14 protein-coding genes are annotated in these 16,699 nt (G+C 45.1%); 6 read left to right on the top strand and 8 right to left on the bottom strand.

Annotated elements, in window-relative coordinates; translation table 11 throughout:
- Positions 1 to 105: 105 nt before the first annotated feature.
- From F5971_RS12660 to F5971_RS12645, 5 genes are all read right to left on the bottom strand, one after another.
- Positions 106 to 972 (bottom strand): hypothetical protein, encoded by an 867-nt coding sequence (locus tag F5971_RS12660; RefSeq protein ID WP_223116324.1) that lies wholly within the window; start codon positions 970 to 972, stop codon positions 106 to 108.
- Positions 972 to 4,457: a hypothetical protein gene (locus F5971_RS12655; RefSeq protein WP_223116323.1), complete on the bottom strand. Its 3,486-nt coding sequence runs from the start codon at positions 4,455 to 4,457 to the stop codon at positions 972 to 974. Before F5971_RS12655 ends, F5971_RS12660 begins: the two co-directional genes overlap by 1 nt.
- Positions 4,458 to 4,613: 156 nt before the next feature.
- Positions 4,614 to 4,853: a hypothetical protein gene (locus tag F5971_RS18415; protein ID WP_223116322.1), complete on the bottom strand. Its 240-nt coding sequence runs from the start codon at positions 4,851 to 4,853 to the stop codon at positions 4,614 to 4,616.
- Between the two features lie 363 nt (positions 4,854 to 5,216).
- Positions 5,217 to 5,735, bottom strand: a complete 519-nt coding sequence (locus F5971_RS12650; RefSeq protein ID WP_036509010.1) for a YqhA family protein — start codon at positions 5,733 to 5,735, stop codon at positions 5,217 to 5,219.
- Between the two features lie 129 nt (positions 5,736 to 5,864).
- Positions 5,865 to 6,089, bottom strand: a complete 225-nt coding sequence (locus F5971_RS12645; protein ID WP_036509013.1) for a hypothetical protein — start codon at positions 6,087 to 6,089, stop codon at positions 5,865 to 5,867.
- A gap of 180 nt (positions 6,090 to 6,269) precedes the next feature.
- Between F5971_RS12645 and F5971_RS12640 the strand changes: the two genes are divergently transcribed.
- Both F5971_RS12640 and F5971_RS12635 read left to right on the top strand, forming a co-directional pair.
- Positions 6,270 to 7,049, top strand: a complete 780-nt coding sequence (locus F5971_RS12640; protein ID WP_193495177.1) for a carbon-nitrogen hydrolase family protein — start codon at positions 6,270 to 6,272, stop codon at positions 7,047 to 7,049.
- 16 nt (positions 7,050 to 7,065) lie between these two features.
- Positions 7,066 to 8,721, top strand: coding sequence for a flavin monoamine oxidase family protein (locus F5971_RS12635; protein WP_036509018.1), 1,656 nt, complete (start codon positions 7,066 to 7,068; stop codon positions 8,719 to 8,721).
- A 7-nt stretch (positions 8,722 to 8,728) separates the two neighbouring features.
- On the opposite strand, the gene ggt is transcribed toward F5971_RS12635, so the two are convergent.
- Complete coding sequence (gene ggt, locus F5971_RS12630) at positions 8,729 to 10,546, bottom strand: gamma-glutamyltransferase (protein ID WP_193495175.1); 1,818 nt, start codon at positions 10,544 to 10,546, stop codon at positions 8,729 to 8,731.
- Between the two features lie 115 nt (positions 10,547 to 10,661).
- Between ggt and F5971_RS12625 the strand changes: the two genes are divergently transcribed.
- Positions 10,662 to 10,877, top strand: coding sequence for a TIGR02450 family Trp-rich protein (locus tag F5971_RS12625; RefSeq protein WP_036509026.1), 216 nt, complete (start codon positions 10,662 to 10,664; stop codon positions 10,875 to 10,877).
- 7 nt (positions 10,878 to 10,884) lie between these two features.
- On the opposite strand, the gene F5971_RS12620 is transcribed toward F5971_RS12625, so the two are convergent.
- Together F5971_RS12620 and F5971_RS12615 are read right to left on the bottom strand one after the other, a co-directional pair.
- Positions 10,885 to 12,861, bottom strand: a complete 1,977-nt coding sequence (locus F5971_RS12620; RefSeq protein ID WP_193495172.1) for a methyl-accepting chemotaxis protein — start codon at positions 12,859 to 12,861, stop codon at positions 10,885 to 10,887.
- 126 nt (positions 12,862 to 12,987) lie between these two features.
- Positions 12,988 to 13,605 carry a DUF1826 domain-containing protein gene (locus tag F5971_RS12615; RefSeq protein ID WP_193495170.1) on the bottom strand — a complete coding sequence of 206 codons (618 nt, stop codon included), beginning with the start codon at positions 13,603 to 13,605 and terminating at the stop codon, positions 12,988 to 12,990.
- A 131-nt stretch (positions 13,606 to 13,736) separates the two neighbouring features.
- Here F5971_RS12615 and F5971_RS12610 point away from each other — a divergent pair, with 131 nt between their 5' ends.
- From F5971_RS12610 to F5971_RS12600, 3 genes are all read left to right on the top strand, one after another.
- Positions 13,737 to 14,258: a hypothetical protein gene (locus F5971_RS12610; protein WP_237748529.1), complete on the top strand. Its 522-nt coding sequence runs from the start codon at positions 13,737 to 13,739 to the stop codon at positions 14,256 to 14,258.
- Between the two features lie 85 nt (positions 14,259 to 14,343).
- Positions 14,344 to 15,660, top strand: a complete 1,317-nt coding sequence (locus tag F5971_RS12605; protein WP_193495167.1) for an MATE family efflux transporter — start codon at positions 14,344 to 14,346, stop codon at positions 15,658 to 15,660.
- A gap of 76 nt (positions 15,661 to 15,736) precedes the next feature.
- On the top strand, positions 15,737 to 16,696 hold the full coding sequence (locus F5971_RS12600; RefSeq protein WP_193495165.1) for an alpha/beta hydrolase: 960 nt from the start codon (positions 15,737 to 15,739) through the stop codon (positions 16,694 to 16,696).
- The last annotated feature ends 3 nt before the right edge of the window (positions 16,697 to 16,699 follow it).

The raw sequence follows: 16,699 nt of genomic DNA, 5'->3' as shown, positions 1-16,699 counted from the left end.
TTCTTCTTTAAACTCAGTTGAGTACTGTTTGTAGGTTCGTTTCTGACTCATAATGACACCTCAATAGCTGACTGATATTGTCGCTAATTAAAGTGTCCAGTTCTATTAGACCAGTTCATTATGCTTTGTTTTCAACATCAGTGGTTGGAGATTTAAGGTTTTAGCTGAAAGTTCAAAACCATAGTCACGCGCAAAAAGGATAAACGCATCTTGCACTGGTTTTAACACCATAGGCCAACTTTGCTCAAACCTAGTTGGTGTAGAAAGATCCAGAAACGGACGCTGTTTCCGTGAATTTTTACTCTTTCCAATTTCTTTAAACAGTGTACCTCTCGGTTTTCTTTCATGGCCAGGATACCACCTGACGAGTACCTTATTTTTGTCATAGACCCATAGAGGCTTCTGAATGCGATCTATATCATCATCATTAGATAACGGTCTTAATGGAACATTGGTATAAAAGAGAGCAATTTCAGTGGTATTACCATCATTTAACTGCTGAGTTCTACAATCTAGGCTGATCGCATTGACACCGCCAGCCCAGCTATCTACTTTCAATAACGGACAACCTAAACTGTAAGCGCCTTTACAATGACCGCCAAAAGCCCGTAATGATCGCATCATTAGTCGAATCCACACAGGATTTAACACCGGTGAATATTCAACTCGAACGGGAGTAATAGGTTGCAACTCAGCGTCTACAATAGATGGAGGAATATCACTTGAACTTTGTAAAGCCACATAGAGACCAAACTGATTACCATTTTTTTTCATTAAATAGGCAAACTGCCGACTGTCTAGTTCAGCATCAATACGCTCTTCCCAGGCTTTCTTCTCTTTCCACTGATAGCTGTTATTGAGAAGTGGATAGTGATAAACAACAAATTTATTGGCTTTATCTGCATCAACCTCGCTATTCAAATAAACCAAATGAGACAGCGGCAACTTCCTCAAATCTTTATTTTTATCCATTAACCTTGCTCCCCCATACGCTGCCAAACTATTTTTGAAAACCACTTAAAGCCAGACGTCATTTGATATCCATCACTCATCAAACAACCTGGGAGAAACAGGATTGAAGCATTCTCAACTTTTACTGGCTCCAACATTCCAGAAAAGCCCGATAAGGAACAATCTTCACCAGTCAATAGGTTCGCGATAACCAAAATGGCATTTTCACCACGGATTTGTCGGATCTTTTCCAGCTTTTTAATTAATCCCAAAGGCGCAAATTCAGGATTCTTTCCTGAAGCAAGCCATTGCTCAAAGCCTTCATCTGACTGTTCCAGAGCAGCTATCGACCAAAATTTAGCATCAACAAAGACATCCGCGTTGGCTATCTCAAAATCATATAATTCAAACAGCTCATGGTTGTAGACGTCTTGTTTAGTGACTAGCTGCTTGTCATTCAGCAGTGCGCGAATACCTTCCTCACCAATACGCCCTTGTAAAATTCGTTGAATCACAACGGGATGAAACGCAAATTGCTCTTCAATGTCATTGGCATACGGCTGAAACGATGTTCGAAAACCTTTACGATTAAACCAATCCGAAATAGCAGGTTGCCGGTTAACAACCTCATAAAGCGTCTGTGGGTTATACTTAATCAATCCCGCTGCACGCTTTTCAAAGAACTGCCAACTTTTGGGGTCGTACCATATTTCACCAGTAACCTTTGTTTCCTTGGGCCGTTCAAAGCACGCCCAACGACACAAAGGCTCAGTAATGCCAAACGTGTTGTTATGCGGCATCCATTGGAGATCATGCTGCAATACAGCGCGGCCTAGTTCATGCCAAAGCACTGAAATATCTTCGATACAACCCTTACCTTGTCGTACATCTCGGATAGCGGAAACTAACTTGTTATCAATAATATCTACCGCAGCAGCGCCATCTTGGGATCGCGTTTTCAACAGGGTAAAAAAGTTGGAAACCGATGCATCTTCGGAATGAGTAAGATCATCAATCAGCTGATTATTAAGGTTTGAAACCCAATTTCGGTTGTTAGTACAAACGGTTAATTGGCCGTAGTTGCGAAGATGGCCTGCTAAATCATCGCTTAAATGAATGGCGACATGGGGCACATACGTCCAAGCACGTTCAATACGACCAACTTGCTGCTGCACGTCAGCAGCAAGATTCTTAACGTAGTCATTTGTCCCTTTATAGAGCTTGTTTAGCTCCTGGATTTTAGCGACTGAGTTATTCATTAACGGCATAATAAATTGCCGCTGCTGCTTGCGTGAAAACTCTGAACGTCTGACTAATTTTTCTAAGTTTCTGAGCTGAAAGCCAGCATGAGACATTTCATCATCAGCGTCATTGCTATCCCATGGTGAAAAGTAAAAGTGCTTACTTTCAATAATAAACAGTGACGTCAGATCCATCTGTCCTTGAGAGTTGGGCAAGGAGTAGTCCAAATTGATGCCATTGGTAGCGGATGCAGTTTGTGTCATTACCACCACGGTGCGGCCAGAGTCGAACGCCGCTTGATAGGCGCGCTCAAATCCTTCTCGCTTTTGTGCTTCAGCATTGAGCAAGCAAATCATCATGGGCTTACCGTTGACAGCCAAAGTAATAAACACATCGTCAAAAGAAGACAATACGCCAGTGGTTAAACGCTCCATTTCAAGCCAATCCGCGCTGATCCTACTGTTTTCTGCGGTATCACTTATCAACCACTTCCGAAGGTATTTGACTGAGTTAACAAAGGCCAGGTGTCCTTTATGTTGTGGCTCATTCGCTGCCAAATGCAGAACGTGCAGTAATTTAAACAACACAGACTGACGGTATTCATACTTGTAATCAGAGTGCTCAGCCTCAAAAAATGCAGCGTTCAAATGCAGTTTTGCCTCCTGAAAAACTGGCGCATTGATAGCATCATCAAAGTCATGAATCGTGGTTTTCAGTGTCGAGCGACGCTTTTCAGATTTGTCTTTAACCAACGAGCGGATCACCGCCATTTGTAACTGCTTATCCTCGTCAGTTTGTAAATATGGAATCGGCTTCTTAAACCAATCTTCGGGGCGCTGCTCAAAGCTATCGCCCAAAAAACTCTCGGTACATTGTGGATTGCGGGCCTGAGCCACGTAACGCAAAGCGCTTTCAATCCAGCGTATATCGAAATGACCAATCCCCCTTTCGATATAAGAGGTTGCGGATAGTGCAAAAACGATGTTTCGACTCGATAACGAAACCATTAACCCTTCTGGTGTTGTCGGCAATAGTGCGCGTTTAATCTTGATCCTCAACGGGTCAATATCCGCTTCAGCTTCATCAGTGGTTAATAGCCAGGTTGTTAGGCCAAACATATTTGTCTGAGTATTAGGCAATCGGTTTGATTTACTGAGCTCTTCTAACTCAGGCAAGCTAGTGCGAGGCAAGGAGAACAGTGATAAACTGGGTAACGCTGTGCTGTAGTAGGATGGTCGATAGTCATTCGCAGGATCAAACAGCAATCGGTTTAGCCGAACGAGATACTCATAGGCTTCGGACTCATCGGTTGCGAACTGCGACAGCAATAAACTGAAGCGTCTGATATATTTCTCCATCACACGCAAAAAATCACCGACATCAATTAATTCTTCATCGCTTTGCCCATAACTTTTCACTTCAAAGCCATGAGGTTTTTGCTGTAACTGCAAAGGCTCACTGGTTACTAAGTGATCTGAGCGAAACAGATATTTCTTTTCGAACGGAACACCTAATTCATACTGTTTTAAGGGCATTACCAGCGCCCTAGACTGATTCAGATCGACCCCTTTGCTGGTCAAATCCTCCTCTAACTCCGCAATAAGCTGTTTAAGCTCACTGTAAAGCTCAGGTATAGGTTCAGCAGTAACAAACTGCATTCGCGCTAATAGGCGCTTACCCCCTTCAAGTAATTGACCAATACACTCAGGCGGCTCTTGAACCATTTGGGATTGTGCGAGTAATGTTTGTAAAATGTCGGCTTGGTAATCAAACTCATCAACAAATATCACCTTACCGGCCAGTTGTCCGCTCGACATTCTGACTTTCTGTTTACCGTCGTAAAAGGAAGCGAACAGCTTCTGCGTCGTTAACACCAGCAAATGTTGCTTATCATCGTGCCAAGCAATTGCTGGGAAAATTCGACGCACCCATTTATTTTCTCTATATAAACGAAGCTTTTCTTTTGCTTGTTCTGTGAGTTCATGCGTCTTGCCATGGTGCTTACTGGCATACTTCACTGCCTTCTCTAAGGATGACATACCCCCAAGTAGCGTGCGCTCGACAAAGCCACACAGTTTTCTTAGTTCCTGCTCTTCTCGTTCGAGTAAGACGCCCATCGAATCAGGATTTTTCTTTTTGTACTGAACATTACGGGCAATGGCCGCAACGTTGTGGCAAGCACGAACGAGAGCCTCTTTATCAGCATTAGAACGAAACACTCCTAAACCATGGATGTCCTCAATGGCCTTATAAGGATCGGGCAAGTCAGACTTTTGAACGCCTTGTTCATGTGGCAGTGCCCTTTGAGAAACCGCACTAACGACAGTTTCATCCTGAGCATAAAGGATACTAACGAGCAGTGGATTACCTGAACTGTCTTTTGCACTCGTGGCACTTTCATAAATGTCATGCAGGATGTTCTAGCGATGGGTGACCAATATGGCCTGCAACCCTTTGGATTTTATAAATTCAAGGCTCGCTGGAATTTTCCCGTCTGGGCTACGATACAGAGAACTGCTTTTACCACCGCCTGTGGGGCCTTGTAACTGGCAAAAGCCAGCAATAGCCTTTTCGTTCTTTGCATTAGCCGATAGAGCAAGTGCCTGTTCAATCGTATGCGCAATAATTTGATTATAAGAAGTCGGTATTGGCTGACTCATCTAAATCCTCGTTAACTTGATATTCCTTTTGAGTTTCGCCCCTTTTTTAAAAGGGGCGACAAGGTTGGAGACAACTCAACACCAACAAATGATTCATTAATTCAATTCAGGCACGATCTCTTGTGACCAACTGTCTTCCATCAGCATTCTGAATGACATACCACACGACGCCACTTCCAATGTAAGTTCACCAGTATCTACCGCCGTCTTAACGTGCTCAGTTATGTGATCGGTTCCAGTGTTAACACCATAAGCAATCAAATGTGCAATGAGTTTGCTTATGGTGTCCTTACCTTTTGATGTTTTCGCTAGCATCCCAGAGATTAATGAGCATTTCTAATGATGACAGGCGCACCTTTCTATCTATGCTTTTTTACTGTGGCTTAAATTCATCAGATAAACAGACGCTGCTAATGCGAAAACCGATAAAGCCAAGTATATTGCATCCAGTGGAGTAGTAAACCGAATGTCTACCACTGCTCTGAAAAATTCGATTATCACTGCAAGAATCACTACCCGGACGATCTTATCCTTTAACTCATCAAATGTCTGGATATTGAATGGATGAGCGACTCCACTTTCTTCCGACTCATCTATCGGCGAAATGAATAGCCTGTATGACCCTGCACCAAACATCAGCAGAACGACCGCTACCAGATAAATATCAACGGCTAAGATGATATCGGTAATGATAAAGTCATGAATATCCTGGTCACTCGACCCAAGATAGTATTCAAATGTCATCCACGCCACTTTGAAAATATCCATGGTTCCAACGACGAAAAGCACCAATGATCCTAACAAGCTAGAAACAACTGCGATTAGAACCAGAAATCGTGAATTCCACAATATTTTTTCTAGAACAATTTCAACCTGCTTCAACGTCAAAAACCTTTATGTTTACTCAGCTTTTATAAGCTGATTAAGTTTATTTAAAATAACCAGCTGATAATGGCTGAATAGTTACAATCTTAAAACATTTTTACTATATGTTATAGCCTCACAGGAACATCAGTTGTTCCAGCTATTTAGCCATACGGTTAAAGCTTTGATTGATGATGTTTCGATAATGATCGCGTCTGCTTCCATACAGACCTCACTTAGCTGCTTATCTATCTTTAAATTCAGGCCATGCAGGCCGCTAATCAGCTGTACCGCCCCCTCTTCACCATAGAGTGAGTTTACGAACTCATTGATCACCATTTCAGTACCGACTGAATCCAGCTCTACTCTCAAGAAATTCTCAAAGGCTTTACGCAACTGAACGCTATTGGTGGCAAAGTCAGGATAAAAGCGATCTATATCGCCTGAGCACCTTTGATTTATAACGTACAGCTTTATAGCGAGGTAATAACCTAGATCTTCTACTATCCTATATCCATACTCAAACCCAACAATCCAGGTAAGGACAAAACCATGAAAATCGCTGTTGCTCAGACATCTCCAACGGCACTGACGGATACCGAGCTTTATGGCCTAGAAGCCTTATGCGAAGAAGCCGCTCAACAAGGAGCGGATATACTCGTAACCCCCGAAATGGGCTTAACAGGCTATGAGGCTCCTCTAGAAGCACTTTCGAGCCTGGCACTCTTTGTTGACGATGCAATATTACAAAAGGCCCGAACACTTGCAAAAACCTACCAGCTTGCCATCGTGCTTGGATATGCAGAGATGGATGAGCAAGGGCGCTTCTATAACTCGGCACAATTCATTTCGGCTGAAGGTAAATGCCTGCAAAATTATCGTAAAACCCATCTGTATGGTGACTTAGATAAAAGCCGTTTTTGTGCAGGATCTGAATTAATGGCACCCGTCACGTATCGAGATTTTAAAATAAGTTTAGCGATTTGCTACGATGTCGAGTTTCCGGAGCTTGTCCGCTGGCATCGATGCCAAGGTGCGGATCTGTTGCTTGTCCCAACGGCTAACATGCACCCTTTCACGACGGTCGCTACACACATGATACCCAGCCGCTCAATGGAAAATGGCATGGTGATCGCCTACGCTAATTACACAGGTTTAGGGCGTTCGATCGATTATTGCAGTAGATCCTCCATATGTGCTGCCGATGGTCAGTGTGTAGCAACGCTTGAAGATAGCACGGGCATGCTAATCGCAGATATCCAGCAAAAAGACATCGAAACGGCTCGTAGGCAAATGCCTTACCTTTCTGACCGACGTTTAGACCTATACTGATCTTGGAGATGAACCCATGGATGCCCCTTTTTCAATGTACGGCCCCGACTTTCCGTTTGCCTATGACCACTGGTTAAAGCACCCTGAGGGCTTGGGCAGGATACCGGTCAATCGTCATGGTGCCAAGGTAGCGATCATCGGGGCGGGCATAGCCGGCTTGGTGTGTGGATATGAGTTGATGCGCATGGGCCTTCGTCCGGTTTTTTATGAATCGGGGCAACTAGGAGGGCGTCTTCGCTCGGCATCGTTTGAGGGTGCAGAGCACATGATTGCAGAATTAGGCGGAATGCGCTTTCCAACCTCTTCACGCAGTTTTTATCACTATTTAGATTTGATGAATTTGAAGACAGCGCCATTCCCTAATCCCCTCACTCCCGCGGCTGGCTCAACCGTTATTGAGTTAGAGGGAGAGCGGTTTTATGCGAAAACGCTCTCGGATTTACCGCCTATTTTTCAAGAAGTCGCGCAGGCCTATGATTCTGCCTTAGAAGAAGGTGCTCACTTTAGTTCGCTTCAGGCCGCGATACAGCGTCGAGATCCAAATGCCATCAAAGCCATCTGGAATCCGTTGGTAAAGGCGTGGGATGAACGCACTTTTTATGATTTCATTACCACCTCCAAGGCATTTCGCCACTTGAGTTTTCGTCACCGTGAAATATTTGGCCAAGTCGGTTTTGGTACAGGGGGATGGGACTCAGACTTTTCAAACACTATGTTGGAAATCCTGCGCGTCAATGTGACTGCATGCGACACGGATCAACATTTAGTGATAGGGGGTGTTGAGCAGTTGCCAAAACGTTTGTGGTCTCATGAGCCTGAAGATCTATCCTATTGGCCAAATGGTACCTCCTTACAAAAGCTTAACCAAGGTGCACCAAGACCTGGGGCTGCAAAACTCTTTCGCGACCCTGAGGGTTTATACGTCACGGATCGTCGCGGTCATACAGACCGTTTTGATGCCATTGTATGCACGTGCCAGAGTTGGCTGTTAACCACGGCCATAGATACTCAAGAAAGTTTATTTAGTCAGCCTTTGTGGATGGCATTAGACCGAACACGTTATATGCAGTCCGCAAAAACCTTTGTCATGGTTGATCGCCCTTTCTGGAAAGATAGACACCCTGAAACGGGCGAAGATTTAATGTCGATGACGTTAACGGATCGCTTAACGCGAGGCACCTATTTATTTGATCACGGCCCTGATCAACCCGGTGTAATGTGTTTAAGCTATTCGTGGATGAGTGATGCGCTAAAGGTGTTACCGCTGGATGCCGAAAAACGGACGGAATTGGCACTGAGCGCGCTGTCTAAAATTTATCCCGATGTTGATATCAAGTCGCATATTCGCAGCAATCCAATAACCGTCAGCTGGGAAAATGATCCCAACTTTTTAGGTGCATTCAAAGGCGCTCTGCCTGGGCACTATCGCTATAACCACAGAATGTATGGACACTTTATGCAACAAACGCTCTCGCCGGATCATAAGGGTGTGTTTCTAGCAGGTGATGATATTAGTTGGACACCCGCATGGGCTGAAGGCGCTGTACAGACAGCGCTCAATGCCGTTTGGGGTGTGATGAACCATTTTGGCGGGCAGTCGTCTTTGGCAAACCCTGGCCCGGGAGATGTATATCCCGTATGGGGCCCAATCGACTTAGACGAACTGTCTTAGCGGGGGATTACTCCCCCATCACCACGCCCTCTCTACGTGGATCAGCCCCGCTGAAATAACCAGACTCATCTTTTTGAATGGCTTGTAACCCGCTGGTTAAATCACGCTCTACAACCTCATGGCCTTTGGCTTCTAATGCATGGCGTGTTGCGTCCGGGAAACGCTCGGCCTCAAGCAGGGTGGGCCCATTGAAACTAAGCGCATGGGGAAGACTGATTGCATCTTGTGCATTCAGCCCCCAATCCAACATGGCAATCAAGGTACGCGCTGTATAATGAATAATCGCAGCGCCCCCTGGTGATCCTAAGCTTGCGACAAAGTCGCCCGTCTCGCGATCAAAGACAAGGGTTGGACTCATGCTGGAACGAGGACGTTTACCTGGCTCGACGCGATTCGCGATTAGACGCCCCTGCTCATCTGTGGGCTGAAATGAAAAGTCAGTGAGCTCATTGTTGAGCAAATAGCCACCAGCAAGCCCTGTTCCTCCATCCACAAGCATTCTTGAGCCAAAGGCAGCCTCTATCGTGGTGGTCATTGCCAATGCATGGCCTTGCTGGTCGACAATACTAATATGGCTGGTACCGTATTCGGGTTGGTCTGGCATGCTGACAAAGCTCACCTCCCAAGCGCCGGGATTGCCAGCCTCAGCTCTTCCCATTGAAGACTCACCGATTAAGTTGGCACGCTGCGCCAAATAGTCGGGCGACACTAAGGACTCCCACTGATTGCCTGGTGCTGGCACGAAGTCTGGATCAGCAAGATAAAGCGCGCGATCCGCAAAGCTTAAGCGCGAAGCTTCCGTAAAGTTATGCAGCCATTCGACACTGATCAGCTCATTCTCATATGCGGGCGTCATCATCGGCCGCTGCTCTAAAATACCGAGTATTTGCATAAGCGTTAGATGGCCTGATGAAGGCGGTGGAAAACCACAGACGCGATAGACTTTCCAATCGGTACAAATCGGTTCCCGCACAATGGGTTCATACGCAGCCATATCATCTAGACTGATCGCACCAGCATAGGTTGGATGTTGCTGGACCTGCTCAACTAAATTAGAAGCTATCTCGCCTGTGTAGAAAGCGTCACTGCCCTGCTCTGCGAGTGTTTTAAAAATAGCGGCCAGAGCTGGATTTTGTAATTGATATCCAATTGGCAAGGGGGTTTGTTGCGCATCATAGTAAAAGGAGGCTGCTGCAGGATTGAGTTTCAGAGCGCTTTCATTGGCCAGCAGACCTTGTAGGCGTGGACTGATAGGAAAGCCTTGCTCAGCTAAGGTAATCGCAGGAATAAAAAGCTCAGCCCAAGGTAACTTACCGTGCTTTTTATGGGCTTGCTCAAGCATGCGCAACACGCCAGGTACACCAACAGACAAGCCACTGGCGGCTGCATCCATAAAGCCTAATGCCTCACCTGATTCGGTTAAAAACAGTTCAGGAGTGACCGCTGCGGGAGCCGTTTCTCGTCCATCATATGCCAGCACTTGTTCGCCATCAAAATACATTAAAAAAGCACCGCCCCCGATACCGCTGGATTGAGGCTCAACTAGGGTTAGCACCATTTGAACCGCAATTGCCGCATCTAAAGCCGATCCACCCGCCTTAATGATTTGATATCCTGCATCGGTTGCCAAGGGGTTTGCCGCTGCGACAGCGAAAGTCTTAGTTTTCCAGCCAGGCTTTTCCTGATAACCCGTAGCCGCTTCCGGCTGTATCGGAATTTGGTAACGAAGACCTGTATCAGCAACAAGACCTGATGCACTGAGCAAAAGACCGGTCAGAGCAAGTGTCTTGAATGGAAATCGTGCAGAAAATGAAGTAATTGGCATGCGTCTATCCTTTGATTGCAGAGGATCTTAATTTAAAAAATACAGAGATCCTGATGTATTGTCTTTGCGTAATCTAACAGATACTAACAAATCATGACGGAATCGCCAGAAGACAATGAATAAACTAAACCCTGAGAAGCTACTCAACAGCAAATGGACAGCGGTATCACCTCAAAATAAAGAAAAACACTTTATAGTTATTGAATTAGTCCGCGATGAAAATGAACGGGTACACGCCTGTGTGCTTGAAGCCGTGATGACTAAAAACACCTACCCTATGCCCTGGCAAAGCTTGAAGAACCATGACATATGGCAGCTTGGCTGGAAATAACTCCAGCCTACACCCTAAAGCGCGCCATTAACTGACGTAGATGCGATGAAAGCTCGGTCATCTGCTGACTGGCTGCAACAACTTGATTTGCACTTTTTGAAGTTGAGTCTCCAAACTGATTTATGAAAACCAGGTTTTGATCAATGGTTGAAGCGACCTTGGCCTGCTCTGTTGCCGCACTCGAAATTTGTTCATTCATTTCCACAATGGTATGAACTGAGTTGGCAATGTTCTGGAGTGCGCCTCCAACTTGTGAAGACTCTTGAACGGTGTTGCGTGCTAACTCCTGGCTTTTGATCATTGCCTTTACCGATTGATCAACACTGCTCATCAAACTACTCACCATCAGTTCGATATCTTCAACGGATTGATGTGTTCGATGTGCGAGTGTCCGAACCTCATCCGCAACAACAGCAAAGCCCCGCCCATGATCACCCGCACGCGCAGCCTCAATCGCCGCATTTAATGCCAGTAGATTGGTTTGTTCAGCAACGCTTTTGATGACTTCTAACACTTGAGTAATTTTATAGCTGTCCGCCGCGAACTGATTAATGACCTGTACTGACACCTCAATCTCATGCGCCAGGGTTTTGACTTCGTTCAGGACTTGAGTAACTTGTTGGTAGCCTTGCTGAGTGTGCGTGTCGGCTTCGAGCGTTGATGCCAATGCTTTTTGCCCATAGGTAGACACCTCCTCAACGGAATGTGCCATCTCATTCATGGCAACGGCCACTAACTCAGTCTGCTTTTGTTGCTCTTGCATGGCGACATGACTGTCAATTGAGATCTCAGCTACTTTGGATGCTTGATGATCCACTTCGTCGGCTGTTTTCTGAACGGCTTGGATCAGCTGATGAACGTGATCAATCATTCGATTAAACTCATTTGTAATCTCACTCATTTCATCCCGTGTTTGACTGCAGATACGCGTGGTCATGTCCCCCTCCGCCATGCGGTGAGTAGCTTGCCAAATATGTCGTATTGACTCTTTAACAGAGCGATAAAAGCCCGCATAAAGATACAAGATCAATAGCAATAATAGACTCAAGCTGAAAAGCACGGTACGTAATTGACTGGTTAAGCTCTTGGATCGTTGCTCAAGAATACGATCAACTTGTGGAAGTAATACATTATAAGATGAGGCTAAAGCATTAATCTCTTTAGAAATTAAATTAAAGTACTCCTGCCAATTCATTGATAAAGACATCGCTGAAATAATATGCTCATCCATATGTTCTCTTGCTGTCAAAGAGGCTGATTTCAGCTCACTCGACAGAGCGACATCTGGTAAATTGATTAAACGGGCTGATCGTTCAAAGTTATTTTGAGCTTCTGAAAGATCGTCATAGATTAGGTTGAGGCGATCACTTAGGCTGGATTCTAAAAAATCACCCTGAAGCGCATACATACCAAAGCTGCGCACTTGACCTAATAAATTTAGCAAGGTTGGTAGGTCGCGCATTAATAGTTCTAGCACATGCGCAATGTTTTCATCATGCTCCTTATTCAATCCGCTTCGCTGAACGATGTTGCGTTGCGCTCTGAATAACTCATTAACTAGATTTTGATGGGCGGCAAACTGTGCTTCTATCGCCCCTTGATGACTCACTTCATTGGAAAAATATTGCCAAATAGTGTCGCTGTTAGGCTCCAAATGGGCTTGATAGAGTTGAATTAAGTGCCGTAGCTTCGCCTCTTCTTGATTGGAGAATGCAAGAAGTGAAGCATCATCTCGAAAATAAGTAACGGATTTTATATCGCGGTGTAACATGGCCGCTTGAAGTATTTCGTTTAGAATAATGAGGTCATTGACCCCTTGGCGCTGATGGCGTGCTTGTTGTATTTCAGCAATGTCACTTTCAATCCATACATACGTCGTGATGGAGAGTGGCAACAGGAACAGCACACTCATCAACCAAAACTTGTTCTTATAGTTAAGTTGATTCATCAGGACTACAGCAGGCGTTAAAATACCTCTGATCATTTGTTTCAGCCTATTCATTTTTATTATTCAAAAAATAAGCTTAACTAACCCTGCTTTTATAAAACATAACGTAAATGTTCAATTTTTATGTTTGCCCGATGCTAATTGTTACTTATGCGCATGGGGTTAATTTGCAAAGTCTATCGACAAAAAAAGTCGCCAGTCATCCGGCCCAGCCGATGGAGACCGATGAACGAGACCCTGCCCTTCGTTTTCAAACCAACCTTCTCCCTTTAAAAGAGCAATCTGACCCGGCTCTAATGACTCCCAAGCAGGTTCATATGTTTTGTCTTGACGCCAACTTAGTGTTTGGGACTGATTTAACCACTCTGTTCCTTTACCTTTGAGCGTTGCGACCAATCGACAAGGCACTTTATCCGTGTGAAATTTGGGACACATTGCGTTTTCCAGCACCCCCATGCGAAAGCCAATTCGTTCTAATTCAAAAAGATAGGCAAACATTTCAGCTATGGTTTGAATTTCATTTATAAAAACGGGCCGTGCCTCTGAATTAGGCAGCGCAGATGCCAGATATTCACTAAGCGCTAATGGGGCTATGACCTGTCTAAGTGACAGATTGCCTGCTCCTTGCCTTAAGGTCAGTGCATACTCCAGAACGTCTTGACTGAACTGAGGGTTCCAAATGCATATCTGCGTGTCTGGATTGTATATCTCGGTTAACACTGATGCGTCGGTTCCCGATACGGCGTAACGAGAAAAAGTAAGATTCTGTTCTAAAAGCATTTTTTATTGTCTCTGATAATGTTGTTTTTGTTATAGTATAACATACTAAATAAAAAGCCAAATTCGACTGATAATGGAGCAAGATTTGTATTTTCATCTTCCACAGTAGTATATTCAGATGTTTTCTCTAAATGATGCCTTCAAGCATGATGAGTCCAAGTGAATCTGAAAAAATTAAATTAGAACACGAGGCTGCGCGCTTATTTATGCGCCTTTATGAGGCTGCATTTCAGTTGCCCATGCGCCACATCTGGCATAATGAGCCACGAAAGCCAGATGTTTCGTGTTATCTTGACAACCAAAAGCTGGATTTAGAGATTGCGCATCTCTATGGCAGCGAAGCGGAAGCCATGCTTATCCTAGGCAGAGAAATCAACGAGCAAACCTTATCGGCCTTGCACCACCTGTTGCTGAGCCCAGTAGAAGATCGTCTATTGGAGGCACTCAATACACTTTTGTTGAGCAAGGCTCAAAAAACCTACCACAGTGAGCGCGTTTGGTTAGTCATACGCAACGCAAACCCGCTCTGGAATAAAGAAGAGTTAATACGCAATATACATCTAGTACATTTACCGGATAGTCATCCCTTTGAACAAATCTGGGTTATTGGTGATATGCAAGGCAGCTCAGGTATCATTAAACTTTACCCATAAATACACGGTACATATTAAGTATTTTTAATACATTTCAAGGTGTGTTGAACTCACACCCCTGAATCCGCAATAGGCAAAAATACAAATGGATTTAAAAACAACCTCGTTACGCAAAGCTTTTTGGCACTACACCCTTCCATCCATTGCGGCTTTGCTGGTGAGTGGAACCTATCAGATCATTGATGGAATTTTTGTTGGGCATTTTATCGGTCCATCGGGACTTGCTGGAATTAATCTCGCATGGCCCTGGATAGGTATTTTACTTGCCGTCGGCATGATGATTGGCATTGGAACTGGCGCTCAGGTGTCTATCGCAACGGGTGCGGATAAGCATGACCTCGCCAAATCCTTCTTAGTCAATGGGCTCGCCTTACTGTGTATCGTCGGACTCCCGCTTGCACTTATCCTTCACCATAATAGTGAGTGGTTTTTATATATTCAAGGTGCAAGAGAGGATGCGGCCGCACAAGGAAATGCCTATCTTGGCATTATCGCCCCATCGGCTCCCATTATTCTAGCGAGCATTGCTTTGCCTTTTCTGGTTCGTAATCTGGGAGCCCCACGCATAGCAACCCTTGCCATGCTCACAGGAGCCATCAGCAATATTCTATTAGATGCCCTGTTTATCGCGTGGTTGGGCTGGGGGTTGCGAGGAGCGGCACTGGCAACGGTATTGGGTGAAAGTCTTTCAATTCTAATCTGCCTGTTTTTTTTGATGGGGTCGCGCAACCCTCTTAAGCTGTCACTTAAGGATCTCAAAATAACCCTTGGCCAAATCAGCCGCATTGTGAGCACAGGTGCTTCGAGCATGCTAATGTATTTATACATCAGCTTTTCAGTCATCTTGCACAATGTGCTCTTATTAAAATATGGCACCGCCATTGAGGTCGCCGCGTACAGCATCTCGGGTTTCCTCATGGCTTTTTACTATCTAACAGCTGAAGGCATATCTGGCGGCATGCAGCCTTTAGTGAGTTATTACTATGGAGCCCGTCAATTCCAGCGCGTTAAAGATACCTTTAAGCTGGCCGCCCAGTACGGAATTGGCATTGGGGTTGGTTTTGTCATCATGATTTTATGGGTGCCGGATTTCTTTGTCGGTTTTTTTAGTCGCGGAAACCCTGAGCTCGAAGCTGTAGCACGCTGGGCAATCCGCTTGCAATTATGCGGTTTGTTCTTAGATGGCTTCCTAGTCTTGGCTGCCAGCTGGTTTCAATCCTTGGGACTGGCTAGAAAAGCTACTTTAATAACACTCTTTAACATGATGATTCAGATACCTTTCCTACTAACCTTGCCTTGGCTTTTGGGGCTGAATGGTGTTTGGATTGCCGTACCGATTTCAAACTTATGCCTTTCAATGTTTGTAGCCGTTTTGCTTTGGAAAGAGTTCAAGCGACTTTAAACCTTGCTCTTTAAGGGCACAAAATAGATGAACAAGTGTCATAAAGGAACAAAAGTGGCCGAGATTAGAGAGAGCTATGCGCAAGACAAGCCCATTTAAAAAATTCAAATATCGTCTGTTGCTCTGGAGCTTAGTGCTACTTGCTCCATTTTTTACTTGGGTTTTCTGGTCTGAAACACATCCATCGACCGAACGTGAGGTGCGTCTGCAGATGCACGAATGGCTAGAGGTACAATTTCCAGAACAGATGTCGTTAGAGGACGGCTGGCATGGCATGCACACCAAGCACACAACTGACGCCCTCCAGCCTATTGGCGTCGTTTTAATTCACGGATTAGATGAGCCGGGAAACATCTGGCAAGATTTACTACCGCAGTTGCAGGCGCTAGACCTGAATGTGTGGGAATTCCACTATCCGAACGATCATGCCGTGGACATGAGCGCCAACTACTTAGCAGAACAATGGCCTAGTCTTCCAAAAGATGTAGATCTTGTTTTGATTGGACACAGTATGGGAGGGCTTGTTGCAAGAGAGTTTGTTTCAAAGCATCGACATCCAGTATCCGAAACTGAACTTGTTGATGGCGCAAGTGTTAAGTCCATTATCTTAATCGGAACCCCCAATAACGGTTCAGAATGGGCAAGAATGCGCGGTTTCCTTGAGTTGCGAGACCATTTAACACTAAACAATGAGCGCCACTTAGATGCTTTCTCAGGGCTCAGAGACGGAACCGGAGCGGCAAAGCTGGACTTAAGGCCAGGAAGTGAGTTTTTAGAGACCTTGAATCAACGCGCATGGCCCTCTCAGGTTGAAACACACGTCATCGCGGGTAAATTACTGGATCTTGATGATATGATCGGTGATGGGGTTGTACCGCTGGATTCTGCCCTGCTTCCTGATGGTGCAGCATCAGAAGTTGTTTTAGATGCTTCACATCGTGGGCTCTTGGTAAGGCTTATGCCCTCACAGGATACACCACCGGCCATCCCGATCATTCTTGAGCATCTAAAGCACTTAATAGACGCGGGCGCATAAATT

This window comes from Nitrincola alkalisediminis, from assembly GCF_009821115.1.
GTDB classification, from domain to species: Bacteria; Pseudomonadota; Gammaproteobacteria; order Pseudomonadales; family Balneatricaceae; genus Nitrincola; species Nitrincola alkalisediminis.
Note: the sequence above shows the minus strand (reverse complement) of the source record. Positions and strands in the feature narration are given on the sequence as shown.

What these genes read in the sequence shown, in the direction of transcription:
- F5971_RS12640 (WP_193495177.1), top strand. Translation starts at nt 6,270, where the DNA reads ATGAAAATCGCTGTTGCTCAGACATCTCCAACGGCACTGACGGATACC.
- F5971_RS12660 (WP_223116324.1), bottom strand. Translation starts at nt 972, where the DNA reads ATGGATAAAAATAAAGATTTGAGGAAGTTGCCGCTGTCTCATTTGGTT.
- F5971_RS12605 (WP_193495167.1), top strand. Translation starts at nt 14,344, where the DNA reads ATGGATTTAAAAACAACCTCGTTACGCAAAGCTTTTTGGCACTACACC.
- ggt (WP_193495175.1), bottom strand. Translation starts at nt 10,546, where the DNA reads ATGCCAATTACTTCATTTTCTGCACGATTTCCATTCAAGACACTTGCT.
- F5971_RS12635 (WP_036509018.1), top strand. Translation starts at nt 7,066, where the DNA reads ATGGATGCCCCTTTTTCAATGTACGGCCCCGACTTTCCGTTTGCCTAT.
- F5971_RS12600 (WP_193495165.1), top strand. Translation starts at nt 15,737, where the DNA reads ATGCGCAAGACAAGCCCATTTAAAAAATTCAAATATCGTCTGTTGCTC.
- F5971_RS12615 (WP_193495170.1), bottom strand. Translation starts at nt 13,605, where the DNA reads ATGCTTTTAGAACAGAATCTTACTTTTTCTCGTTACGCCGTATCGGGA.
- F5971_RS12620 (WP_193495172.1), bottom strand. Translation starts at nt 12,861, where the DNA reads ATGATCAGAGGTATTTTAACGCCTGCTGTAGTCCTGATGAATCAACTT.
- F5971_RS12625 (WP_036509026.1), top strand. Translation starts at nt 10,662, where the DNA reads ATGAATAAACTAAACCCTGAGAAGCTACTCAACAGCAAATGGACAGCG.
- F5971_RS12610 (WP_237748529.1), top strand. Translation starts at nt 13,737, where the DNA reads ATGATGCCTTCAAGCATGATGAGTCCAAGTGAATCTGAAAAAATTAAA.
- F5971_RS18415 (WP_223116322.1), bottom strand. Translation starts at nt 4,853, where the DNA reads ATGAGTCAGCCAATACCGACTTCTTATAATCAAATTATTGCGCATACG.